Origin of the sequence: Microbacterium cremeum (assembly GCF_015277855.1) — a bacterium.
In the GTDB taxonomy this organism is placed as follows: domain Bacteria; phylum Actinomycetota; class Actinomycetes; order Actinomycetales; family Microbacteriaceae; genus Microbacterium; species Microbacterium cremeum.
In genome coordinates this window covers 3,616,232-3,638,002 of sequence record NZ_CP063812.1, presented here as the reverse complement: position 1 = coordinate 3,638,002, position 21,771 = coordinate 3,616,232, and the positions used below count along the sequence as shown (strand labels likewise).

General features: G+C 71.0%; 19 protein-coding genes. 10 read left to right on the top strand and 9 right to left on the bottom strand.

Features of this window, described 5'->3' with window-relative positions; translation table 11 throughout:
- Positions 1-30: 30 nt before the first annotated feature.
- Positions 31-2,499 carry an alpha/beta hydrolase-fold protein gene (locus IM778_RS16240; RefSeq protein ID WP_194409844.1) on the bottom strand — a complete coding sequence of 823 codons (2,469 nt, stop codon included), beginning with the start codon at positions 2,497-2,499 and terminating at the stop codon, positions 31-33.
- Positions 2,500-2,697: 198 nt separating this feature from the next.
- On the opposite strand from IM778_RS16240, the gene IM778_RS16235 reads away from it, so the two are divergent.
- On the top strand, positions 2,698-3,810 hold the full coding sequence (locus IM778_RS16235; protein ID WP_194409843.1) for a 5-methyltetrahydropteroyltriglutamate--homocysteine S-methyltransferase: 1,113 nt from the start codon (positions 2,698-2,700) through the stop codon (positions 3,808-3,810).
- 145 nt (positions 3,811-3,955) lie between these two features.
- Here IM778_RS16235 and IM778_RS16230 read toward each other — a convergent pair whose 3' ends face one another.
- Genes IM778_RS16230 through IM778_RS16215 form a run of 4 tightly spaced genes read right to left on the bottom strand, consistent with a single transcriptional unit; the run spans position 3,956 to position 7,510 of the window.
- Positions 3,956-4,903, bottom strand: a complete 948-nt coding sequence (locus IM778_RS16230) for a VOC family protein (RefSeq protein WP_194409842.1) — start codon at positions 4,901-4,903, stop codon at positions 3,956-3,958.
- A gap of 25 nt (positions 4,904-4,928) precedes the next feature.
- Positions 4,929-6,023 carry a 4-oxalomesaconate tautomerase gene (locus IM778_RS16225; protein WP_194409841.1) on the bottom strand — a complete coding sequence of 365 codons (1,095 nt, stop codon included), beginning with the start codon at positions 6,021-6,023 and terminating at the stop codon, positions 4,929-4,931.
- Positions 6,010-6,738, bottom strand: a complete 729-nt coding sequence (locus tag IM778_RS16220; RefSeq protein WP_194409840.1) for a 4-carboxy-4-hydroxy-2-oxoadipate aldolase/oxaloacetate decarboxylase — start codon at positions 6,736-6,738, stop codon at positions 6,010-6,012. Before IM778_RS16220 ends, IM778_RS16225 begins: the two co-directional genes overlap by 14 nt.
- Before the next feature lie 16 nt (positions 6,739-6,754).
- Positions 6,755-7,510: a PIG-L deacetylase family protein gene (locus IM778_RS16215; protein WP_194409839.1), complete on the bottom strand. Its 756-nt coding sequence runs from the start codon at positions 7,508-7,510 to the stop codon at positions 6,755-6,757.
- A 149-nt stretch (positions 7,511-7,659) separates the two neighbouring features.
- Between IM778_RS16215 and ligM the strand changes: the two genes are divergently transcribed.
- Both ligM and IM778_RS16205 read left to right on the top strand, forming a co-directional pair.
- Positions 7,660-9,072: a vanillate/3-O-methylgallate O-demethylase gene (ligM, locus tag IM778_RS16210; RefSeq protein ID WP_194409838.1), complete on the top strand. Its 1,413-nt coding sequence runs from the start codon at positions 7,660-7,662 to the stop codon at positions 9,070-9,072.
- An 11-nt stretch (positions 9,073-9,083) separates the two neighbouring features.
- Positions 9,084-9,968, top strand: a complete 885-nt coding sequence (locus IM778_RS16205) for an IclR family transcriptional regulator (protein WP_194409837.1) — start codon at positions 9,084-9,086, stop codon at positions 9,966-9,968.
- 234 nt (positions 9,969-10,202) lie between these two features.
- Here the strand turns inward: IM778_RS16205 and IM778_RS16200 are convergent, their stop codons facing one another.
- From IM778_RS16200 to IM778_RS16190, 3 genes are read right to left on the bottom strand one after another with little or no spacing between them, the layout of a single operon-like run.
- Entirely contained in the window at positions 10,203-10,982 is a 780-nt protein-coding gene (locus IM778_RS16200) for a DUF1932 domain-containing protein (RefSeq protein ID WP_194409836.1), read from the bottom strand.
- Complete coding sequence (locus tag IM778_RS16195; protein WP_194409835.1) at positions 10,979-11,887, bottom strand: IclR family transcriptional regulator; 909 nt, start codon at positions 11,885-11,887, stop codon at positions 10,979-10,981. The genes IM778_RS16200 and IM778_RS16195 overlap by 4 nt, the downstream gene beginning before the upstream one ends.
- 53 nt (positions 11,888-11,940) lie before the next feature.
- Positions 11,941-13,308, bottom strand: coding sequence for an aminomethyl transferase family protein (locus IM778_RS16190; protein WP_194409834.1), 1,368 nt, complete (start codon positions 13,306-13,308; stop codon positions 11,941-11,943).
- Positions 13,309-13,641: 333 nt separating this feature from the next.
- On the opposite strand from IM778_RS16190, the gene IM778_RS16185 reads away from it, so the two are divergent.
- Genes IM778_RS16185 through IM778_RS16165 form a run of 5 tightly spaced genes read left to right on the top strand, consistent with a single transcriptional unit; the run spans position 13,642 to position 18,348 of the window.
- Positions 13,642-14,421: an ABC transporter ATP-binding protein gene (locus IM778_RS16185; RefSeq protein WP_194409833.1), complete on the top strand. Its 780-nt coding sequence runs from the start codon at positions 13,642-13,644 to the stop codon at positions 14,419-14,421.
- Positions 14,408-15,118 carry an ABC transporter ATP-binding protein gene (locus tag IM778_RS16180; RefSeq protein WP_194409832.1) on the top strand — a complete coding sequence of 237 codons (711 nt, stop codon included), beginning with the start codon at positions 14,408-14,410 and terminating at the stop codon, positions 15,116-15,118. Before IM778_RS16185 ends, IM778_RS16180 begins: the two co-directional genes overlap by 14 nt.
- Positions 15,119-15,120: 2 nt before the next feature.
- Positions 15,121-16,002 carry a branched-chain amino acid ABC transporter permease gene (locus IM778_RS16175; RefSeq protein ID WP_194409831.1) on the top strand — a complete coding sequence of 294 codons (882 nt, stop codon included), beginning with the start codon at positions 15,121-15,123 and terminating at the stop codon, positions 16,000-16,002.
- Positions 16,002-17,057 carry a branched-chain amino acid ABC transporter permease gene (locus IM778_RS16170; protein WP_194409830.1) on the top strand — a complete coding sequence of 352 codons (1,056 nt, stop codon included), beginning with the start codon at positions 16,002-16,004 and terminating at the stop codon, positions 17,055-17,057. Before IM778_RS16175 ends, IM778_RS16170 begins: the two co-directional genes overlap by 1 nt.
- 22 nt (positions 17,058-17,079) lie before the next feature.
- A complete protein-coding gene (locus IM778_RS16165) occupies positions 17,080-18,348 on the top strand; it encodes an ABC transporter substrate-binding protein (RefSeq protein WP_228484612.1) in 1,269 nt (422 codons plus the stop codon).
- Positions 18,349-18,464: 116 nt separating this feature from the next.
- Here IM778_RS16165 and IM778_RS16160 read toward each other — a convergent pair whose 3' ends face one another.
- Positions 18,465-19,133: a GntR family transcriptional regulator gene (locus tag IM778_RS16160; protein WP_228484611.1), complete on the bottom strand. Its 669-nt coding sequence runs from the start codon at positions 19,131-19,133 to the stop codon at positions 18,465-18,467.
- 183 nt (positions 19,134-19,316) lie between these two features.
- On the opposite strand from IM778_RS16160, the gene IM778_RS16155 reads away from it, so the two are divergent.
- The gene (locus IM778_RS16155; RefSeq protein WP_194409829.1) at positions 19,317-20,813 is read left to right on the top strand and encodes an aldehyde dehydrogenase family protein; all 1,497 of its coding nucleotides are present in this window, start codon (positions 19,317-19,319) and stop codon (positions 20,811-20,813) included.
- A 37-nt stretch (positions 20,814-20,850) separates the two neighbouring features.
- A complete protein-coding gene (locus IM778_RS16150; protein ID WP_194409828.1) occupies positions 20,851-21,726 on the top strand; it encodes a PaaX family transcriptional regulator in 876 nt (291 codons plus the stop codon).
- Positions 21,727-21,771: the final 45 nt, after the last annotated feature.

The following is a 21,771-nucleotide window of genomic DNA, read 5'->3' as shown; positions in this document are numbered from 1 at the left end:
CCGCCCCCGCGGACCGCAGCCACCGGGCCGTCAGCGACTGCCGGAAGGCGTGCTCTCGGACGTGCCGACGATGTTGGTCGCCGTCACGTCGAACGTCTCGCCCTCTTCGTGCCCTGCCACGCGGCACGTCACCGCGCGCGTCTCGCAGACGACCGCGCCCTGCCCGTCGCGCACCGTGTAGCCGGTGATCGGGAGCGCGGACGACGCCGGCTTCCAGTGCACGCGCGTCCCGGCGTTCGAGACGACCGCGCGCACGGCCGTGGGCGCGTCGGGGCCGGAGAGCAGATGCTCGCCCGCCGCGAGGGTCACGGTGCTGCTGAGCGCGCCGCGCCGCAGCGTGACGTCGGTCGGTCCGTCGGTCGTCACCGCGACGGCGGCGGGTGCGGATCGATCCAGTCCGGCACGGTCCAGGTCGATGGTCAGCGCGGCGACGTTGGCGGCGTCCACCTCGATCCGGTTGCCCGGTTCCACCGCGCCGACCGTGACGAGCCGCTGGTTGCGCACCTGCACCGTGCGTCCGTCGATGACCGTGGTCGTGTCGGTGAGCTGCGCCTGCACGATCCCGGTGTCGAGCACGAGGGAGCGCGCCTCGACGCGGCTCCAGCGGGCGGCCGCGTCACGAGCCTCCAGCCCTTCGAGCCAGTACGCGCGATCCACCGGCATCCCCAGGTCGGCTCGCTCGTCGCCGGGCTCCCAGCGGAACACGATGCGTCCGGGGTTCGGCTCGCGGGTCCGGGACGGGTCGAGGTATTCGGCCACCTCGCTCCAGCCGATCCTCGTGCCCAGCATCCCGTGGTCGGCGCCGTCGTAGTAGTTGGCGCGGTACGGGATGCCGGCGGCCTCGGCCGCTCGGTCCCATCGCTGGGTGTTGGTCAGGGCGATGTCGCGGCTGCCCGAGTCCAGGAAGGTGCGCAGGTGACCCAGATTCTCCAGGCGCAGCTCGGCGCCCTCGCGGTCGCGCTGGCCGGCGGAGTTGTAGTAGCCGGCGCCCGAGACGATGGCACCGCCGGCGAAGAGCTCCGGATGGGTGGTCAGGAACCGCGTCGCTCCGACTCCGCCCATCGAGAACCCGCCGATGACGGTGCGGTCCGGGTCGAGCGAGAATGCGTCGGCGGTACGTGCCCAGGCCTCCCACACGTCGAGTTCGCCGTGATTGATGTACCACGTCGACAGCCCTCGACCCATCGGGCTGAGGCAGATCGACTCGCGCTGCTCGCACACGGGGACGTACACGGCATCCTTGTGGTCCCCCGCGAACCCGTTGTGGTTGGCGTCGCCGCCGTGCAGCAGGATCGTCAGCGGCGTGGGCGATCCCGGCTGGTACGACTCCGGCACGTAGATCGTGTAGGGCTGCACGCGCCCCCAGAAGGTGGCGGGGAGGACCTGAGGGCCGGGGCTCCTTCGCGCGCCCGGGTCTCGGCCCTGTGCGATCTCGACGCTGGAGACGTACCACCGCGTCGAGTAGCCGGCCGGGATCGTCTCGGGAGTGCTCGTGCCCGAGGCCAATGCCGCCCAGTCGACGTCCACCGAGAAGTCGTTCATGACGCCGTCGCGCAGCTGCTCGGACTGGCGGCCGTTGCTCCACTGCGTCGAGGCGTCGCGGAAGCCGCCGACGAGGTGCGGCTCGTCCGCCAGGTCGCGGAACGCGGCGTTGTAGATCCGAGTCCCGTCCGGCGCTTCGGGCGCCGCCGCGAAGCCGGTGCCCTCGGCGTCGGCGATGCCGCCGGCGAGCCGCACGGTCCACGTCCCGTCCACCGCGAGGGCATCGTGCGGGACGGTCACGACGAATGAGCGCGCGACGACGTCGACGCTGAGCGCGCCCCCGACGGACGCGACCGCGACGGTGTCGCCCGTCACGGCGTCCACCAGCCACGCGCCGCGGGACGACACGATCAGCGCCGAGTCGATGCCGGGTGAGGTCGCTCCGGCCTGCGCGGGCCACTCCGCGACGCCGGTCGCGGCATCCGCATCGGTGTCGAAGGTCCACGCCGCGATCGGCACGGCAGGGTCGATGAGGGTGTTCCAGTCGATGCGCCAGTACGAATTCGCGGCATCCGTGGCGATCCCGGCGCGGAAGATGTCGGCGCCGTTCGACGCCGCGGCCGCATCGGCGTACGTGAAGGCGCCTGCGCCGGTGTCGTCGTACAGCCAGTCGCTCCACAGCAGCGCCCCGGCGTCCAGGCGGCTCGTCCCGGAGGTGCGGGGGAACGCCTCGGAGAAGTCCCAGGCGGCGGGCGCGGGCAGCTCGGGTTCGGGAGCCAGCGCCGCAGCGGGCATGCCGTCGGGCAGTCCCGCGACGCCCGCTGCGCCCGTGCTCTGAGACGCCGTCGTGCTGGCGCTCGCGCCCGTCGCGCCCGTCGCGCCGTGCGCGAGAGACGTGGTGGCGATCGCGCCGGCAGCCAGCGCAGCGACGGCAGCCGCCCCGACGGCCCAGCGCCGGTGCCCGGGAGGATGCGCGGGCTCGTGGCGTGAGCCGGTCCGGCCGAGAGGAGCGTTCATCGTGGGTCCTTCCTTCGTCGTTGAAAGAAAACATCAACTAGATTGATATTCCCACCCGAAGCTACTGGCTCCGACGGAAGGGCGTCAACGTTCATCTCGACGGCAGCGGTCGGTGAGGGGGCGGCAGGCGACGGGCATCATCGCGCATTGTGACGGCCCGTTTCCCTATGGCAGGAGGCATCGGCTAGCCTCGCAAGCGTGTCAACACCGCCGTTCCGCGCCGACATCGTCGGCAGCTTCCTCCGCCCCGCAGCCCTCGCCGAGGCGCGCCGCCGCTTCGCGGACGGGCAGATCGACGCCGACGCGCTGCGCGTCGCCGAAGACACCGCGATCGCCGAGCTCGTGGTCCGTGAGGCCGACGCCGGCCTGAAGCTCGCCACCGACGGCGAGTTCCGCAGGTCGTGGTGGCACTTCGACTTCTTCGGGCTGCTCGACGGCGTCGACATCGTCGAGCTCGACCACGGCATCCAGTTCCAGGGCGTGCAGACCCGGCCGCGCGGCATCGAGATCACCGGGCCGATCGGCTTCAGCGACAGCCACCCGTTCCTCGATCACTTCCGCTCGCTCAAGAGCCTGCTCGAGCGCACCACCGGCGCCGTGCCCAAGTTCAGCATCCCGGCGCCTACGGTCCTCGACTTCCGCCTCGAGCCGGGACACATCCTCACGCCGGAGTACGACGGCCGCGAGGACATCGTCGACGACCTGGTGCAGGCCTACCGTGACGCGGTGGCGGCGTTCTACGATGCCGGCGCCCGCTACCTCCAGTTCGACGACACCGCGTGGGCGTACCTCTGCTCGGACGTCGAGCTCGACAAGGCCCGCGAGCGCGGCATCCGCACCGACGGGATCGCGGAGCGGTACGCGGGCATCCTCAACCGCATCCTCGACGGCAAGCCCGACGACCTCGTCGTCACCACCCACGTGTGCCGCGGCAACTTCCGCTCCACGTGGATCTCGTCGGGCGGCTACGAGCCGGTGGCCGAGCAGCTGCTGGGCAACACCGCCTATGACGGCTACTTCCTCGAGTACGACAGCGAGCGGGCCGGCGGCTTCGAGCCGCTGCGCTTCCTCCCCGAGGGAGACAAGACAGTCGTGCTCGGGCTCATCACGTCCAAGAGCGGTGAGCTGGAGGACGTGGATGCCGTGAAGAAGCGCATCGACGAGGCATCCGCGTTCGCGCCGCTCGAGCAGCTCGCCCTCAGTCCTCAGTGCGGCTTCGCCTCGACCGAGGAGGGCAACCTGCTCACCGAGGACCAGCAGTGGGCCAAGGTGCGCGAGGTCACCGACATCGCGGCCGACGTCTGGCGCTGACCCGGGGCGTTTCGTCTCGCTCGCCGCGCTCCCTCGCTCAACCACCGGGGCCGCCGTGTCGGCGAGAGTGCAGCTGGTGGACGAGAGGTAGGGAGGTTCCCTCTCCCTCGGCGACCAGGTGCACTCTCGCGGATCAGGGACGGGCTCAGACGAGCGGGGTGCCGTGGGTGTGGAAGGTCTCGATCGTCTTCATGCCCCAGGCCTGGCCCTTGCGGCGCTCGGCCTCGGACCACTCGACCACGGGCTGATCGGGGTCCAGCAGCAGCCGGGCGCCGGCCTGCGCGAACTCGATGCGGTTGCCGCCGGGCTCCCACACGTAGAGGAAGAACGTCTGGTTGATGGCGTGCTTGTGCGGCCCCGACTCGATGTGGATGCCGTTCTCGAGGAAGATGTCGGCGGCCTTGAGGATGTCTTCGCGGGTGTCGGGGGCGAACGCGATGTGATGCAGTCGGTTGCCGTGCTTGGTCCAGTCGTCGGAGTAGACGACGTCGTACGACTTCAGCGAGAAGTGGAACCACCACGCGGCGAACCGGCCGTTGTCGAGGCGGATGCGCTCGGACTCGCGCATGCCGAGCGCACTCGCGAGGAACTCGCCGCCTGCCTCGACGTCCTTCGCGAGGTAGTTGATGTGGTCGAGGCGCCGGGCGTTGACCCCGCGGCCCGGGAACCGTGACGCCTGGTTCTTCAGCGCCGGCTTGTCGTCGGTGGCGACGTACCGCTCGGCCTCGTAGAAGATCGCCATCGCGTGCCCGTCCGGGTCGGTGAACTCGTAGGTCGGCCCGCAGCCGAGGTCGCCGTCCACCCACCCGCGGCCGAGACCGGTCGCCTCGATCGCGGCGACGCGGCGCTCGAGGGCCTCCTGCGAAGACGCGCGGAACGAGGTGCGGCCGACGCCCGCGGCATCCGACCCGGTGAGCTTGATCGTGTAGAGCTGGTACTCGTCCCACGTGCGCAGGTAGACCGAGTCGCCGTCCTCGGCGACGACGCGCATCGCCAGCAGCTCCTCGAAGAACCAGCGGCTCTCGTCCGGTGTGGGGGTGAGCAGCTCGACGTGGGCGAGGTGGGCGACGTCGAACGACGTGTGGGCGGTCATCGTGGTGTCCTCTCTGACAGGGGGATCATCGGCGCGGCCTCGGGAAGACCCTGCCGTCGAAGAGCTTGCGCGCCGTGCGCACCGAGGACGACGTCGCCCTCCAGACGCCGTCGGCGTCGCGGGCGACGCGCACGTGCGACGGCGAAGAGCCGCCCGGGTGCTCGACCTCGGTCGCGTCGCCGTCGACGGGCCCGGCGATGTCGGACCCCACGGCGCCGGGGATGCGCAGCGCCGCGGCGACGGATGCCGCCATCAGCACGCCGATCGCCGTGTGCACGCGCGCCGGGATGAAGGCTCTCGTCGAGATCGCCCCGCCGTGCCGGGGCGGCGAGAGCAGGATCACCTTCGGCACCGTCTGCTCTGCGACCTCGCCGAGGCCCATGAGCGGACCGGCGGCGCGGCGGACGCGCTCGATGCGGGCCGCGAGCTCGGTGTCGGCCTCCAGCGCGCCGGGCGTCTCGGTGCCGTCCACGCCGAACTCGTCGGCGCGCAGCAGCACCACCGGCATGCCGTTGTCGATCAGCGTCACGGCGTGGCCGTCGATCTCGTCCGTCGCCTCGCCGGTCGGCAGCAGCGGCTTGTCCGGTCCGCCGCCGACCTCCAGCGAGACGGCCGCCGCCGTGCCGGGAACGCCGTCGATCGCGACGTCGCCGTCGTAGTCGGGGCGGCCGCCGGGCGTGGGGAAGACTGCGGTCGCGGCATCCCCCGTGTTCACGAGCCGGATGCGGACCGCCGTGCGTTCGCCCGTCGCCGGGACGAGGCCCCTCTCGACGGCGAACGGGCCGATGCCCGCGAGCAGGTTCCCGCACGTCTGCGCGTCGCCCACCGTCGCCTCGGCGACGCCGACCTGCAGGAACACGTAGTCGACGTCGATGCCCTCGGCGGTCGAGCGCGACACGATCGCGACCTTGCTCGTGAGCGGATGCGCGCCGCCGATGCCGTCGATCTGGCGCGGGTCGGGGCTGCCCATGATGCGCAGCAGCAGGTCGTCGCGCGCCGCCCGGTCCGCGGGCAGGTCGTCCGCGAGGAAGTAGGCGCCCTTCGACGTCCCCCCGCGCATCAGCATGCAGCGGATGCCGTCGCGCACGGCATCCGTCCCGCCCGTGTCAGCGGCCGCCATCGTGCCGTGCCTCGTAGTCGGCCTCGTAGTCGGCCTGTGTCACGTACTCGACGCCGAGCTCGGCGAGGAGTGGGCGCAGCCCTTTGCGGTCGAGGCTCAGCTCCGCGCCCGACCCGTAGGCCGCGCGGTCGGCCGCCTCTTTCGCGACCCGGGCATCGGCCGCCGCGCGCACGGCGGACGCGCTCTCGCGGGGCACGACCACGACGCCGTCGTCGTCCGCGACGACGACGTCGCCCGGGCGCACGGTCGCACCGGCGACGACGATGGGCACGTTCACCGAGCCCGGCGTCGCCTTCACGGTGCCCTGCGCGTGCACGGCGCCCGACCACACCGGAAAGCCCATCGCGCGAAGATCCGCCACGTCGCGCACGCCCGTCGTCGTGACCAGGCCCCGCACGCCGCGGGCCTGGAGCGCGGTGGCGAACAGGTCGCCGAAGGCGCCGTCGGTCGAGGGCGAGGTCGTCGCGACGACCAGCAGGTCGCCCGCGCGGCACTGCTCGATCGCCGCGTGGATCATCAGGTTGTCGCCGGGCCAGCTCAGCACCGTCACGGCGGTGCCCGCGACGCGCGCGCCGTCCTGGATGGGACGGATGCCGGGACCCACGAGTCCCGTGCGGCCCTGGGCCTCGTGCACCGTCGCGACTCCGTGCGCGCCGAGCGCGTCGGCGGTGGCGGCGTCGGCCCGTGCGATGCCGGTGACGACGACGGGCCTCATCGCGGCATCCGTCCGCTCACGACAGCCTCCCGGTGACCTGCGGGAAGTACCGCATGTACGCCTCGCCCATCGTGTCGTGGGGGAGGCCCAGGTTCGGGCCCGCGTTGCGCTTGAGCTGCACGCCGCGGCGGACCGCGAGGTCGGTGTAGTACGACCACATGTGCTTCTGCGCGGGGAGGCACTCCATCGCCGCCTGCTTGCGGGGGAACGCGTCGGTGATGTCGAGCAGCACGTCGGGCGTGAAGTCGCACTGCTCGGGCTGGTGCGGCTCGAAGAAGAAGACCGGGGGCGCGCCGATGATCTCGTCCTGCGCAGGGAACGACCCGTCCGAGTTCGCGACGCCGATCGCCTGGGCGAGCACGCGCGCTTCGAGCGCCATGCGCGCCGCCGCCGGGTGGTCGCCGTTGTACGGATCGCGCAGCGTGTGGGTCAGCACGATGGTCGGCTGCACGCGGCGGTAGAGGTCGACGAGCCGGGCGATCGCCTCGCGGGACTCGATGAGCGGATAGTCGCCGAGGTCGAGGAACTCGATCTCGGCACCCAGGGCGGATGCCGCGGCCTCGGCCTCGTCGCGGCGGAGGGCCTTGATCTCGTCGAGGCCCTTGCCCTGCAGCCACTGGCTCGCGGACTCTCCGCGCTCGCCGTACGACAGGCAGGCCACGACCGCCCGTTCGCCGCGCATCGCGGCGGCGGCGATCGCGCCGCCCGCCCGCCACACGAAGTCGCCGGCGTGGGCGCTGACCACGAGGAGAGTGTCGGCGGTGTCCGTCATGGGGCCCAGCGAACCACACCCCTGGCGGAATGGTCAACATATTGTCTACAATCGTGGCGACCAAATACCTCTGGATATAGGTATCAGGCCCACGTAGCATCGCGGTCAGACCCGCGGTACGAACGGCAGACGAGGAAGTCGGGGGATCCATGGCCAGCAATCTCCAGGAGCTGCTGCAGGAACGCACCGGGGGGAGCGTCGTCGAGATGCTGCGCAATTCGCAGCTCGGGACGTACATCTACCCGGTGGTCCCCGCGGAGTTCACGAACTGGCGCCGCGAGCAGAAGGCGTGGCGCGAGACGGCGGTGCTCTACGACCAGACGCACCACATGGTCAACTTCTTCATGACGGGGCCCGGCGCGCTGAAGCTGCTCTCCGACACCGGGATCAACTCGTTCGCGAACTTCCCCGTGAACACCGCCAAGCAGTTCGTGCCGACCTCGTCGACGGGAGGCGTGATCGGCGACGGCATCCTGTTCCACCTGGCCGAGGACGAGTACGTGTACGTCGGCCGCGCCCCCGGTGCGAACTGGCTGCAGTTCCACGCCGAGACGGGCGGCTACGACGTCGAGACCCGGTACGACGACCGGTCGCCGTCGCGCCCGTACGGACAGGCGGTCACCCGCGAGTTCTACCGCTTCCAGATCCAGGGCCCGAACGCGTGGCAGATCATCGAGAAGCTCGCCGGCCGCGAGGTCGAGCAGGTGCGCTTCTTCCACATGGGAGAGCTCGAGATCGCCGGCCAGCAGGTGCGGACGCTCCGCCACGGCATGGCCGGGGCGCCGGGCCTGGAGATCTGGGGGCCGTATGAGCAGCACGGCCGGATCCGCGACGCCGTGCTCGAGGCCGGTCGCGAGTTCGGCATCGAGCCGTGCGGCTCGCGCGCGTACTCGTCGAACACGCTCGAGTCGGGCTGGATCCCCTCGCCGCTGCCGGCGATCTACACCGGCGGCGACATCGAGCGGCGCTATCGCGAGTGGCTGCCGGCGACCAGCTACGAGGCGATCAACGCGCTGGCCGGCTCGTTCGTGTCGGACGACATCGAGGACTACTACCTCAACCCGTGGGACCTCGGCTACGGCTCGTTCGTGAAGTTCGATCACGACTTCATCGGCCGGGAGGCCCTCGAGAAGCTCGACCCCGAGCGGCAGCGCAAGAAGGTCACGCTCGCCTGGAACGACGAGGACCTCGGCCGCATCCTCACCTCCGTGATCGACCGGGAGGGTCCGGGGTACCAGTTCTTCGACCTGCCGAACGCGAACTACGGTTCGTCGAACTACGACGCGGTACTGGATGCCGGCGACAACGTCGTGGGCCTGTCGCTGTTCACGGGTGTCACGGCGAACGAGCGGCGCGGGCTGTCGCTGGCCACCGTCGACCGCGACGTGCCGATCGGCGCCGAGGTGCGGGTGGTGTGGGGCGAGCCGGACGGCGGCTCGGGCAAGACCACGGTCGAGCCGCACGAGCAGATCGCCGTGCGCGCCGTGGTGAGTCCGGTGCCGTACGCCGTCACGGCGCGGCAGGAGTACCACGGCGGCTGGCGCACCGCCGGGGTGGCGTAACGGGTCCGCCCATGGCGCGCGGCTCGGACGGCGAATCCGTCCTGCACAAGCACCTCCGCGTGCTGCAGGCGTTCGACATCCTGCGCCCGTTCCTCACGCTGACCGAGATCGCCGAGGTGACCGGGTTGCCGGCATCCACCACCCACCGGCTCGTCGCCGAGCTGGAACGCGAAGGGCTGCTCGAGCGGATGCCCGACCGCTCGTACCGGCTCGGCGTGCGGCTGTGGGAGTTCGCGTCGCGCACCCCGGGCGCGGTCGGGCTGCGTGAGCTCGCGCGCCCGTGGCTCGAGGCCGTGCACGCGCGGGTGCGCCAGCACACGCAGCTCGGCGTGCTGAGCGGCCGGGACGTGCTCTTCATCGAGCGTCTCTCGACCCGCGAGGCCGTCGTCAACGCGACGCTGATCGGCGGCCGCGTGCCGCTGGCGGTGAGCTCGAGCGGACTCGTGCTGCTGGCCCACGCGTCCCCCGGGATCGTCGACGAGGTGATCGCGGGCGGGTGGCCCCACTACACGCCGGCGACCATCCGCGACGGCGACGAGCTGCGCGCCCGGCTCCGCCGGATCCGCGCCGACGGCTTCGCCGTGACCGAAGGGCACATCCACCCCGAGTCGCGGGGGATCGCGGTGCCGGTCATCAGCGCGCGCGGGCGGACCCACGCCGCGATCGGCGTCGTCGTGCCGAACGACGGCACGTCCGCTCAGCCCGAGATCGAGCTGCTGGCGGTGGCGGCCTCCGGCATCTCGCGCGCGCTCGAAGAGGCGTACCTGCCCCAGGGCGCCGGCGAGGCCGGCGGCGCCGGGCACGGGCTCCGGGCGCTGGTCAACGGCTCCCGTCAGTCTCTGGACTACTTCGCGTCGCTCGACGCCCGGGCGGCGTCGGCCGCGCCGGCGCGCTGAGCGGCCGCGCCTGGACGTCCGCGGCAGCACCCCGGCGGTGGAGCGAACTTCCACGTCGAGAACACGCGATGGCACCGTTCTGCGCGCTTGCACGGTGCTATCGCGTGTTCTCGACGCAGGAGGACGGGTGACGGATGCCGGGGGCAGCGGGGGACGGGCTCGGTCAGCCGGTCACGCCACGGCGGATGCGGGTATCGTCGCGTGGCGCGGCGAGCCGAGAAGACGTCGGAACCGTCAGGGGTCGCGCTGCTCGCCGACGATGCGCTCGAACCAGGCGAGCGTCGCGCGCGTCATGTCGGCGGGCTGACCGGACTCGTCGATCGCGTCGAGGGCGGCGCGCACTTCGTGCTCGCGTCGCGCCGCGTGACGACGTGTTCCCTCGATGAGGCGGTCGACGAGGAGTGCGCCGTCGGGCCCCAGCTCGGCGGCGATCTGCGCGCGCAGCCACTCCTCGGCGCCGACGCTGCGCGCTGCGCGAGTTCCCTCGAGGACGAGCGCGGCCAGTCCCTTCATGAACACGCTCCGCAGCAGGCGCAGCCGGGCCGCGTCGCCGGCATCGCCGTCGATCACATCCACGGGCACCTGGTAGGGCGCGAGGCGCACGGCGAGTTCCCGCGCCCCGGCGCCGCTCGCGAGAAGGGGCGTGCGGTGCCCCTCTCGCACCACCGGGGCGAGCACCGCGACGTCGGCCATGTCGCGGCCCCGGTCGGCCGCCAACCGGGCGATGCGCTGCTTGACGTCGGGCGCGGCGGTGTTCAGATCGGCGTACACGGATCCGGCGGGCATGTGCGGCAGGGCGTCGCCGGCGACGGATGCCGCGGCCTGCCCCGTCACCAGGCTCAGCGCGACGTCGGCACCGGCCAGGGTCTCGGCGAGGGTCGCGAACTGCGGCACGTCGGGGTCGCCGAGACGGTGGTGCGGGTCGTGGCCGCGCACCGTCGCACCGGCGCGCGCGAGTCCGCGGGCGTAGAGACGCCCCGCTTCGCCCAGACCGAGGATCGCGATGGTCGTCATGCGCGGCCGCCCCGAATCCCGGCCGCCGCGCCGGAGTGCGCCGTGATGCCGTCGTGCGGGTCTGTCTCGAGGCTCTCGAGGTATTCGAGCGATCGTCGCGAGCCGCTGACCAGCGGGCGGATGCCGTGGGTGCGCTCGTCGACGTCGGGACGGTACGCGGCCGCGAGGTCGCGGGCGATGCCCGCCGCGGCGCGTCGCAGCAGCTCCACGTACGGGTAGGGCGAGCCGCCGTCGTTCGGCAGGACGACGCCGATGGCGGCGTACACGGTGCCGCCGGGACCCGTGACCGGCACGGCGATGCCGCGCGACTCGGGGTGGATGTGGCCGTCGGCCAGGGCGTAGCCGTCCTCGCGCACCTGGCTCAGTCGCGCACGCAGCTCGCCCTCGGTGCGGATCGTGCGGTCGGTGTAGACGCGGAGTCCGCGCTCGACCACCGCGTCGACGAGGTCGGGCTCGGCGTGTGCGAGCAGCACCAATCCGCTGGAGGAGGCGTGGAGCGGGATGCGTCCGCCGATGAGCGTCGCGTTGACGACGGCGTCGCGGGTCGACAGGCGGTCGATGAACAGCACGTCGCGTCCGCTCAGCACGGCCAGCTGGGTGTGCTGTCGCACGCGCTCGTGCACCGATCCGAGCCACGGGCGGGCGATCTCACGCAGGCCGACCGCGCCCGGCGTGCGGCTGGCGAACTCCCACAGCCGCACGCCGAGCCGGTACGTGCGGTCGGGCAGCCGCTCGAGCAGGCCTTCCGCCTCGAGCTCGCCGATCAGCCGGTGCGCGCTCGATCGGGCCAGGCCGGCCGCGTCGGCGATCTCGCTGAGCGTGAGGAACGGATGCCACGCGTCGAAGCTCTCGAGCACGCGCAGGTGGCGGTGCAGCACCGACTCGCCCGCTGATCCCCGTGCCACGGCATCCTCCTCGATGACGGCATCGTAACCCCGGCGACGAGACGCGCTGCGCCTCACGAGTCCTGGCGATAGACCGTCCGCGCGTAGTCGTGGTACGGCGCCGGCGCCACCGTCGCGCGGATGCGCACCTGGCGGTGGTCGGCGTCGACCGAGTCCTTGCGCGAGATCGGGTCCTCGCCCCACACGACCTCGACCTCTTCGCCCTCGCCGATGCCGGAGTCGAGAGTCGCCAGCGACATGTAGAGCTGGTCGTACGCGACGTATCCGGCATCCGTCGAGATCCCGACGCGCTCGCCGTCCTTGAGGATCTCGTCCATCTGGTAGAGCCCGTAGCGGGCCTTGGGGAAGTCGAGGTACTTCGCCGGCGTGCCGGGCTCGAGCTGCGACCGCACGACCGCGGCGACGTCCTCGGCGTTCCAGATCAGCGTGACCTTGCGCCGGCGCTGGTTCTCGGCATGCTTCTCGAGCGCTTCGCGACCGTGGAAGTCGTGGTCGAAGCGCACCGAGCGGCCGAGGCCGATGTCGAACGGGGTCATGTAGTAGTCGTGGATGTCGGGGGAGTACAGCGAGCCCCCGACCGACCCGATGCGCGCCGCCGGGAGCCATTCCCGGTACTCGGCGAAGTCGTCGTCGAAGACCGCGGGGAACGGCGTCGGCACCCATCCGGACTCCAGCGGCGAGGACGAGTACGCCTTGGCCCCGACGCGACGGATGCCGTGCTCGACGCCCGCCTCCAGCAGTGCGTCGAGCACCACCTGGTGGTCGTCCCACGGACCGTAGAACTCGAAGCCGGGCTGCCCGGCCATGCCGTGCCGGAGCGCCTTCACGGGTCGCCCGGCGATGCTGACGTCGCCGATGTGGAAGAACTTGATCTCGGGCGCCGGGCCGCCGAAGACCTTCTCCATGACGACGTCGGCCTTCGGGCCCTGCAGCTCGTAGCGGTAGAACGTCGGCGGCCCTTGGCGCATGTGCGAGTTGGCCTCGAGTCGGTAGCGCACATCGCGGCCGGCGGCCTGGGCCTTCTCGACGTTGTACCGCACCCAGTCGATGAGGATGTGGTGCCCGATGAGCACCACGCCTTCGGGACCCTCGGCGTTGTAGAAGAGGATGCCGTCGCCGATCAGGTAGCCGTCCTGGTTGACCGAGATCAGCTGCTTGGCCACGCCCGGACGGAAGGTCGCGAACGTGTTGGGCGAGATCGAGCTCAGCAGCGGGAGGAGGTCGGCCCCGTCGAGGAACAGTTGCGTCATGTGGTGGGACTGGTCCATGAGCGCGACCGTGGTGTTCCATGCGCGCTGCTCATCGCGCCAGTTGGTGAACTCCGGCGCCACCGGGAAGGTGAACGCCGGCCAGTTCTGGTTGCGGAGCAGCTCGACCGCGCTTCCGACGCGGTCGATGGCCTGGGCAAGTGTCTCGGTCATCGTCGACCCCTTCTGTGGACTGTGGGCGATCCGGGCTCCGGTCAGCGTAGGAGCGGGGTCGAGAGCGATCGCTTCGAGATTCCGTTGAGTGGAATCGGATGCCGCGGCACGGCGTCCTGCGGTCCAGCATCGAGTCACGACGGGATCAGCGACGATCCGCTTGATCACGATTCTCGAACGGTGACGAATCTCACACCAAAATCGTTGACAATCTCACCGCGGCTCCGTAGTTTCCCAGCAAGGGGGAGGACTCGAGTCCCCCCGCCGCCGGTGGCGACAGGTCAGCAGTGACGACGGCAGCCGCAGACAACGCGAAGACGCGAAAGGTGGACCATGGGCGCTCGACTCGCTCTCCGCGACGTCAGCCTTCACTTCGGCGGCGTCAAGGTCCTCGAAGCCGTCTCGTTCACGGTCGAGCCGGGCCAGATCTTCGGCCTCGTCGGTCCGAACGGGGCGGGCAAGACCTCCCTGTTCAACTGCGTGAGCGGCCACTACCGCCCGAGCGCGGGCTCGGTCATGATCGACGACGCCGAGGTGCTGGGATCCCGCCCGGCGACGCTCGCGAGGCACGGGCTCGCACGCACGTTCCAGCATCCGGCTCTGCAGCTGCGAGAGACCGTCCTCGAGAACGTCCTCCTCGGCGCACACAGCCGTCTTCCGGGCGGCGCCGTCGAATGGTCCCTCCGCCTGCCGCGCACGGGCCGGTCCGAGAAGGCGCTCCGCCGGGAGGCGCTCGACCTCCTCGAGCGCAACGGGCTCGGCTGGGCGGCGAAGATGCGTGCCGAAGAGCTCTCGCACGGCCTCCACAAGGGGATCGAGCTGTGCCGGGCGCTCCTGATGAAGCCGCGGCTGCTCCTGCTGGACGAGCCCGCAGCGGGGCTCCCGCACTCCGAGGTCGAACAGCTCATCGCGACCGTGCGGCGCGTGCGCGACGACGACATCACCGTCGTGATCGTCGAGCACAACATGGGGCTCATCTCGGCGCTCACCGACCGCGTCGTCGTGCTCGACCACGGCCGCAAGCTCATGGAGGGCTCGGCCGCCGAGGCGCAGGCCGACCCTCGCGTGATCGAGGCGTACATCGGCAAGGAGGCGGCCGATGACGCTGCTTGAGCTCGTCGACATCACCGCCTCGTACGGGCGAATCCAGGTGCTCGAGTCGGTCTCGCTCGCGGTGCCGGAGGGCGGTGCCGTCGGCATCCTCGGCGCGAACGGCGCGGGCAAGACGACGACGCTGCGCGCGATCTCGGGCACGGTGCGATCGACCGGCACTCTCCGCTTCGACGGCAAGGACCTGCGCGGCCTCCGGCCCGACCAGGTGGCCTCCCTCGGGATCGCACACGTCCCCGAGGGACGCGGCACCCTGTCCGACCTGACGGTGCGCGAGAACCTCCGCATCGGCGCGTACAAGCGCAAGGACCGCAAGGCCATCCAGACCGACGTCGACTACTGCCTCGACCTGTTCCCGCAGCTGCAGGACCGGATCCGCTCGAACGGCTCCGCGCTGTCGGGCGGCGAGCAGCAGATGCTCGCCATCGCGCGGGCCATCATGGCGCGGCCCCGCCTGCTGCTGCTCGACGAGGCATCCCTCGGTCTCGCGCCCAGCACGGCCAGGGCCGTGTACGCGGCGATCCGACGGCTGCGCACCGAATCCGGCATCGCGATGCTCGTCGTCGAGCAGAACGCGAACCTCGCGTTCACCCTCGTCGACACCGCGACCGTGCTCGAGACCGGCCGCAGCGTCCTCACCGGCTCCGCGGCGGAGCTCAAGGGCATGGACGAGATCCGCCGCGCGTACCTGGGAGGCTGACGATGGGGACGTTCATCCAGCTCGTGATCGACGGACTGTCGACGGGGTCGATCTACGCCGCCCTGGCCCTCGCCATCGTCCTGGTGAACCAGGCCACCGGGCTCATCAACTTCGCCCAGGGCGGCATGGCCGTGCTCTCCGCTTACATCGCATGGGCCATACACGGCCTCGGCGTCCCGCTGATCCTCGCGATCGTGGCATCCATCGCGATCTCGTTCGTGCTCGGCGCGGTCATCGAGCGGTACCTGATCCGCCGGTTCGAGCGCGGCGACCCCGACACCGCCGTCGTCGTGACGATCGGGCTGCTCACGCTCATCACCGGCCTGTGCGCGTGGATCTGGACGTACAACAACCGGCTGTTCCCGTCGCTGTTCCCACTCGAGACCATCCAGATCGCGGGGGCAGTCGTCAGCGTCCGCTCGCTCGGCACCTTCCTCGTGATCGTCGCGATCATGCTGCTGCTGCAGGCGCTGTTCCTCGGCACCAAGCTCGGCCTCGCACTGCGGGCCGTCGCGATCAACCCCGCTTCGGCGGCGTTCTCGGGTGTGCCGGTCGGCCGCCACCTCATGATCGGGTGGGGCCTGGCCGCGTGCCTCGGAGCGGTGGCGGGCGTGCTCGTCGCCCCGCAGCTGACGCTCACCCCGGGGATGATGGACTCCGCGCTCGTCTACGCCCTCGCCGCCGTCATCCTCGGCGGACTGTCGAGCCCCATCGGCGTCGTCGTCGCCGCGTGGCTCATCGGCGTCCTCGAGAACCTCGCCGCCGTCTACGTGCCCTTCATCGGGCACGACCTCAAGATCGCGGTGCCGTTCATCCTCATCTTCGTGGTACTCATCCTGAGGCCCCAGGGCCTCTTCGGCCGGAAAGCGGTGGTGCGCGTCTGATGTCGACGACCGAAGCGACCCCCCGCCGCACGCCGGCGCCCGAGGCGACGCCGTTCTTCCACCGTCCCTGGGTGCGGTGGGCCGGCATCGCCCTGATCGTCGTGCTCGCGGTGGTCGTGCCCCTCATGCTGCCCGAGTTCGCCAACCAGACGATCGCACGCATCGGCGTCTTCGCCGTCGCGGTGCTCGGTCTCAACGTCGTGATGGGATACACCGGCCAGGTGTCGCTGGGGCAGATCTTCTTCGTCGGACTCGGCGCGTACGTGACGGCCTGGGGCGTGAAGTCCGACCTCAACATCGTGCTGGTCTTCGTGCTCGCCGTCGTCGTGCCCGCCGTGGCGGGGCTGCTCATCGCGCTCGCCGCCGCACGTCTGGGCGGTCTCGCCATCGCGATGGTGACGATCGCACTGCCCATCGTCGGCGTGCCGCTGGCCAAGCGCCTGTCGGAGTTCACCGGCGGCTCGCAGGGCATCTCGGCGCGCTTCTCCGACGCGCCGGAGTGGACCGGCCTGTACGACGACCAGTGGCAGCTGTACATCGTGATCCTGATCGGCGGCATCACGTTCCTCCTGACGCGAAACCTCGTGCGCGGCAAGTACGGCCGCGCCTTCGCGATCGTCAAGGGCAACGAGGCGGTCGCCGGGGCGATGGGCGTCTCGCCGTACCGCTACAAGGTGCTCGCGTTCACCATCGCCTCGCTGATCGGCGGCGTCAGCGGCTTCCTCTACATGGTCGTGGTGCAGTACACCTCGCCCGAGACGCTGCACTTCGGCCACTCGATCGAGCTGCTGGCCTCGATGGTGATCGGCGGGGCCGGAAGCATCATCGGGTCGCTGCTGGGCGGCATCTGGTACGTCGTGGTGCCGCAGATCACGAACATCATCGACCCCAACATCACGGCGATGCTGCAGGGCGCGATCCTGCTCATCGTGCTGTTCATCCTCCCCGGCGGGCTCGTCTCGCTGCCGCGCCTGTTCCGGCGCCGCCGCGGCTCGGGCCGCGCTCCGAGGGCGGGCGGTCCGGCGCAATCACCACCCCCTACGACGCAGTCGTAAACCACACAGAGAGGCAGGACCCATGAGCACGAATCGCAGAAGGATGCGCGTCGCCTCGGTCGTCGCGGGAATCGGCATCGTCGCCGTCCTCGCTGCCGGCTGCGCGCGCGGCGGCGGCTCGCCCGACGCCACCGACGGCGGTGGTGCGCCGGCGAGTCCCGGCATCACCGACGAATCGATCACGCTGGGCATCACGACTCCGCTGTCGGGGCCCACCGCCGGTCCCGGCACCTGCACGGTCGCCGGCATCACCGCCTACTTCGGCGCGAGGAACGCCGAGGGCGGCGTCGAGTTCGGCGACGGCCAGACCCGCACCGTCGAGATCGACGCGCTGGACGACGAGTACGACCCGCAGAAGGCCAAGGCCAACTACGACCAGCTCAAGAGCAGCGTGTTCGCGATGACCGCGGGCCTGGGCACGCCCACCAACCGGGCGTGGCGCGAGGCCGCGATCGCCGACGAGGTGCCGCAGGTGCTGATCATGACCGGAGACCCGATCTTCAGCGACACGGCCGAGAGTCCGTGGCAGCTCGGGTTCGTCCCGATCTACCAGAACGAGGGCGGGGCGTTCGGCGAGCTGCTGGCGGGGTCGGCCGAAGACCACAAGGTCGCCATCCTGTCGCAGAACGACGACTACGGCGAGGGATACGTCGAGGGCTTCAAGGCCGCGATCGAGGGCGCCGACAACATCGAGGTCGTGAAGGAGCTCACCTACGAGGCCACCGACACCTCGGTGGACGCCCAGCTCACCGAGCTCGCCGGATCGGGCGCGGACGTCTTCTTCAACGCGATGTCGATCACGCCGCTGGTGATCTCGTCGCTGCAGAAGACGCAGGAGCTCGGGTGGCTGCCGTCCTGGTTCCTCCCGTCGAACACCTCGAGCCCGAGCGCGATCCTCGAGCCCGGCGGCGCGGCGGCCTTCCCGGGCGTCTACACCGTCGCGTTCGCGCAGTCCGCGGCCGCGCCGACGTTCGCCGAGAGCGAGGATGGTGCCGCGTTCCTCGAGCAGATGGCGGAGTACGCGAACTACCCCGACGTCCCGGCGTTCCCGCACTGCGTCTGGTCGTACCAGATCGGCGCGACCCTCGAGCAGGTGTTCGGCGAGATGACCGAGCCGACGCGCGAGAACTTCATGGCGGCGCTGCGCGATGTCTCGGGCTACACGGCGCCGCTCATGCTGGAGGGGTCGGCGGTCGACACGACGCAGGACGGCCAGCCCGCCGTCTCGACGGTGCAGGTGCAGAAGTACAACGGCAAGGGCTACGCCCCGGCCGAAAGCTGGGACGAGTGATCTGATCCCGCGAGGGGCGCGTTTCGTCTCGCTTCACTCGCTCGACGACCGGGGATGCACCCCCGGTCGTCGAGCGAGCGAGGAACGAGCGGGACGGAACGCGCCGAGCCTCGGGCTCACTCCATGCCGTGCAGCACCTCGACGATGCCCGAGAGGTGGGCGCGGGTCGCCGCCTCGGCGGCGTCGGGGTCGCGCGCGAGGATCGCGTCGATGATCGCGATGTGCTCCGGCGCCGACTGGGCCGCGCGGCCGGGGTGGAACGCGAGACGGAACTGATGGCGCGCCGACTGCGCGCGCAGGCGCTCGAGCAGCTGGGTGGCGGTGCCGTGGCGGCTGAGGTCGCGGATGCGGCGGTCGAGCTCCTGGTTCAGGCGCGAATAGCCCACGAGGTCGCCTGAGCGCACCGCGGCCTCGATGGCGCCGCGCAGCTCCTTCAGCTGCGCGGCGTCGGACGGCGTGAGGTTCTCGGCGGCCTTGCGGGCGCACAGCGTCTCGAGGCCGATGCGCACTTCGACGATCTCGATGGCCTCATCGACGCTGATCGCACGCACGCGTGCGCCGCGGTTCGGGAGACGCTCGACCAGGCCTTCCCCGGCGAGGTTCAGCAGCGCCGTCCGCACGGCGGCGCGGGACGCGCCGTAGCGTTCGCTGAGGTCCGCCTCGATGAGGCGCTGGTGCGGTGCGAACTGCGCGTCGAGGATCGCGTCCCGGATCTGCTGCGTCAGATCAGGGCGTTCCATCGTGTCGTCCGTGTCCAGCAGCGCGGCATCCGTCATGTCGGCCATCCCCTCGGCATCCTCGCCCGCACTGACACTATCTCGCGATCCGCGGGGTGTTGCGCAGCATTCGATACGAGATCTTCGCGAATTTCGTCGACAATCTTGATTCAGTCGCATGCAAGGAGCACGCTGGAGTCGACGCGGTCTGTGCACGCGAGCACGGACCTGGCACGGAGAGGTGGGCGTTCGATGGGCGAGACGGCGACAGGGACTTCGGTCCGGACGGGACTGTTCATCGGGGGTGAGGAGCGCTTCACCGACGACGTGCTGTCGATCCCCGATCCCGGCAAGCCGGGTGTGATCGTGGGCGAGGCGGCCGCAGCGTCCGCCGCGGATGTGACGGATGCCGTGGCTGCGGCGAAGGCCGCGTTCCCGGCATGGTCCGCCCTGTCGCCGCAGGAGCGCGCGCGGCGGATGACCGAGGCGATCGCCGGCATCGCCGACGACCGCGACACCGACGCCGCGATCCTGTCTCAGGAGAACGGCAAGGTGCGCCTGGAGGGATGGATCGACGCGCTGGTGTTCGAGCTGCGCTGGAACCTGGCGCTGATGCTGGCCGACGAGGTCGACACCGGCAAGACGCTGCCGGTGGTGCCGGGGGCGATCCCGGTGTCGACCGAGGTGTCGTACCAGCCGCTGGGAGTGGTGACGGTGATCGTGCCGTTCAACTGGCCGATCGCGATCCTCGGGGCGTCGCTGCCGCATGCGCTGCTGGCCGGGAACACCGCGATCGTCAAGCCGCCGCCCTCCGCGCCGCTGGCGACGGCCCGGGTGGTGCAGCGGGTCGCCGAGAAGCTGCCGCCGGGCGTGCTCAACGTCGTCACGGGCCGCGACCAGGACATGGCGGGACTCATCCAGAACCCCGATGTCGCGAAGGTGTGCTTCACCGGGAGCGTGAACGGCGGCAAGCGGATCATGGAGATGGCGTCCAAGACGCTCACCCGGGTGACGCTCGAGCTGGGCGGCAACGACGCGGCGGTGTTCCTCGAAGACGCCATCCTCGACGACGCGCACCTCGACCGGCTGTACGCGGCGATCTACGACACCACCGGTCAGATCTGCATGAACGCCAAGCGTGTGTTCGTGCACCGTTCGCGGCTCGACGAGCTCGTCGCGGGACTCGCCGCGCGGCTCGAGAAGGCGCGCCTCGGATACGGGCTGGACGAGGGCACCACGATGGGGCCGCTGCACTCCCCGGCGCAGAAGGCGTTCGTCGACGAGATCATCCAGGAGGCGAAGGATGCCGGAGCCGACGTCCGCGAGTTCGGCTCGTTGCCCGAGGGAGACCTGGCGGGCGGCAACTTCGTGCGGCCGGCGATCGTGGTCGACCCCGACCCGCAGCTGCGCGTGGTGACGCAGGAGCAGTTCGGCCCCGTCATCCCGGTCATCCCGTTCGACACCGAGGAGGAGGCCGTGCGCCTGGCCAACGACACCTGGGGCGGATTGTGCGGGTCGGTGTGGACCGCGTCGCCCGGGAGCGCGACGCGCATCGGCTCGCAGTTGGTGTGCGGCTACGTGTGGGTCAACGACCACGGCGCCACGCGCCTCGACCTGCGCGCTCCCTTCGGCGGCATGAAGCAGTCGGGGTTCGGCCGCGAGCAGGGGATCGAGGGCGTCCGCGCCTTCCAGGACACGCGCTCCATCGCCACGATCGATCCGGAGGCTCTCGCGTCGATGGCCCACTGACCCGGGAACGGAAAAGCGGGATGTCATGATGTAGCGCATGACCCTCGCCGACGAAGCCCCCAACGGCTTCGGCATCCGTCGCGCGTCGCCGGTGCGGCTCGTGCTCACGATCTTCGGCGACTACTGGTGGCACGTGCGGGAGCCGCTGCCCACCGGCGCCCTCGTGGCGGCGCTGACCGACCTCGGGCTCAAGGAGGCGGCCGCGCGTGCCACCCTCACGAGGATGACGCGCAACGGGCTGCTCGACGCCGAGCGCGCCGGCCGGCGCACCACGCACCGGCTCACCGAGCGCGCGGTGGCGATCGTCGACGAGGAGGCGCGCTGGCTCGACGACTTCGGCGTCGATGAGCAGCCGTGGGACGGGCTGTGGACCGTGCTCGCCTTCTCGATCCCCGAGTCGCAGCGCGCCACCCGGCACCTCGTGCGGTCCCGGCTGAAGTGGCTGGGGTTCGCACCGCTGTACGACGGCGTGTGGATCTCGCCGCGGGACCACGCGGCCGAGGCGATGGCGCAGCTGCGTGAGCTGGAGGTCGCCGATGCGACCGTGATGCGCGCGCAGCTCGAGACCTCGATCCCGGGCGGTCCGCAGTCGGCGTGGGATCTCGCCGGGGTCGCGAACCGCTACCGTGCGTTCGCAGCGGAGGTCGCGGCATCCGTCGACGGCGCCGTTCCTGCGGACGCGTTCGTCGAGCGCACGCGGTTGATGCTGGCGTGGCAGGCGTTCCGTGTGCTCGACACCGGGATACCCGTCGAACTCGTACCCGGCGACTGGCCGCGCGTGGCGACACGGCGCGCGTGGGCGGGTCGCTACAACGAGCTCGGGCCGGGAGCCGAGCAGCGGATGCGAGGGTTCGTCGCCGAGATCTCGGCGGAACTCGCCGAGCTCGTCACGCGCCGCCGGCTCTCGAGGTAGCCCGGGCGCGTCGGCAGTCGCCTTCGTGGTGGGTTGTTCCGCCGT

Excerpts from the sequence above, each read along its gene's own strand:
- IM778_RS16240 (WP_194409844.1), bottom strand. The coding sequence starts at position 2,499 with ATGAACGCTCCTCTCGGCCGGACCGGCTCACGCCACGAGCCCGCGCAT.
- IM778_RS16230 (WP_194409842.1), bottom strand. The coding sequence starts at position 4,903 with ATGACCGCCCACACGTCGTTCGACGTCGCCCACCTCGCCCACGTCGAG.
- IM778_RS16225 (WP_194409841.1), bottom strand. The coding sequence starts at position 6,023 with ATGGCGGCCGCTGACACGGGCGGGACGGATGCCGTGCGCGACGGCATC.
- IM778_RS16220 (WP_194409840.1), bottom strand. The coding sequence starts at position 6,738 with ATGAGGCCCGTCGTCGTCACCGGCATCGCACGGGCCGACGCCGCCACC.
- IM778_RS16215 (WP_194409839.1), bottom strand. The coding sequence starts at position 7,510 with ATGACGGACACCGCCGACACTCTCCTCGTGGTCAGCGCCCACGCCGGC.
- ligM (WP_194409838.1), top strand. The coding sequence starts at position 7,660 with ATGGCCAGCAATCTCCAGGAGCTGCTGCAGGAACGCACCGGGGGGAGC.
- IM778_RS16205 (WP_194409837.1), top strand. The coding sequence starts at position 9,084 with ATGGCGCGCGGCTCGGACGGCGAATCCGTCCTGCACAAGCACCTCCGC.
- IM778_RS16200 (WP_194409836.1), bottom strand. The coding sequence starts at position 10,982 with ATGACGACCATCGCGATCCTCGGTCTGGGCGAAGCGGGGCGTCTCTAC.
- IM778_RS16190 (WP_194409834.1), bottom strand. The coding sequence starts at position 13,308 with ATGACCGAGACACTTGCCCAGGCCATCGACCGCGTCGGAAGCGCGGTC.
- IM778_RS16185 (WP_194409833.1), top strand. The coding sequence starts at position 13,642 with ATGGGCGCTCGACTCGCTCTCCGCGACGTCAGCCTTCACTTCGGCGGC.
- IM778_RS16180 (WP_194409832.1), top strand. The coding sequence starts at position 14,408 with ATGACGCTGCTTGAGCTCGTCGACATCACCGCCTCGTACGGGCGAATC.
- IM778_RS16175 (WP_194409831.1), top strand. The coding sequence starts at position 15,121 with ATGGGGACGTTCATCCAGCTCGTGATCGACGGACTGTCGACGGGGTCG.
- IM778_RS16170 (WP_194409830.1), top strand. The coding sequence starts at position 16,002 with ATGTCGACGACCGAAGCGACCCCCCGCCGCACGCCGGCGCCCGAGGCG.
- IM778_RS16165 (WP_228484612.1), top strand. The coding sequence starts at position 17,080 with ATGAGCACGAATCGCAGAAGGATGCGCGTCGCCTCGGTCGTCGCGGGA.
- IM778_RS16160 (WP_228484611.1), bottom strand. The coding sequence starts at position 19,133 with ATGGCCGACATGACGGATGCCGCGCTGCTGGACACGGACGACACGATG.
- IM778_RS16155 (WP_194409829.1), top strand. The coding sequence starts at position 19,317 with ATGGGCGAGACGGCGACAGGGACTTCGGTCCGGACGGGACTGTTCATC.
- IM778_RS16150 (WP_194409828.1), top strand. The coding sequence starts at position 20,851 with ATGACCCTCGCCGACGAAGCCCCCAACGGCTTCGGCATCCGTCGCGCG.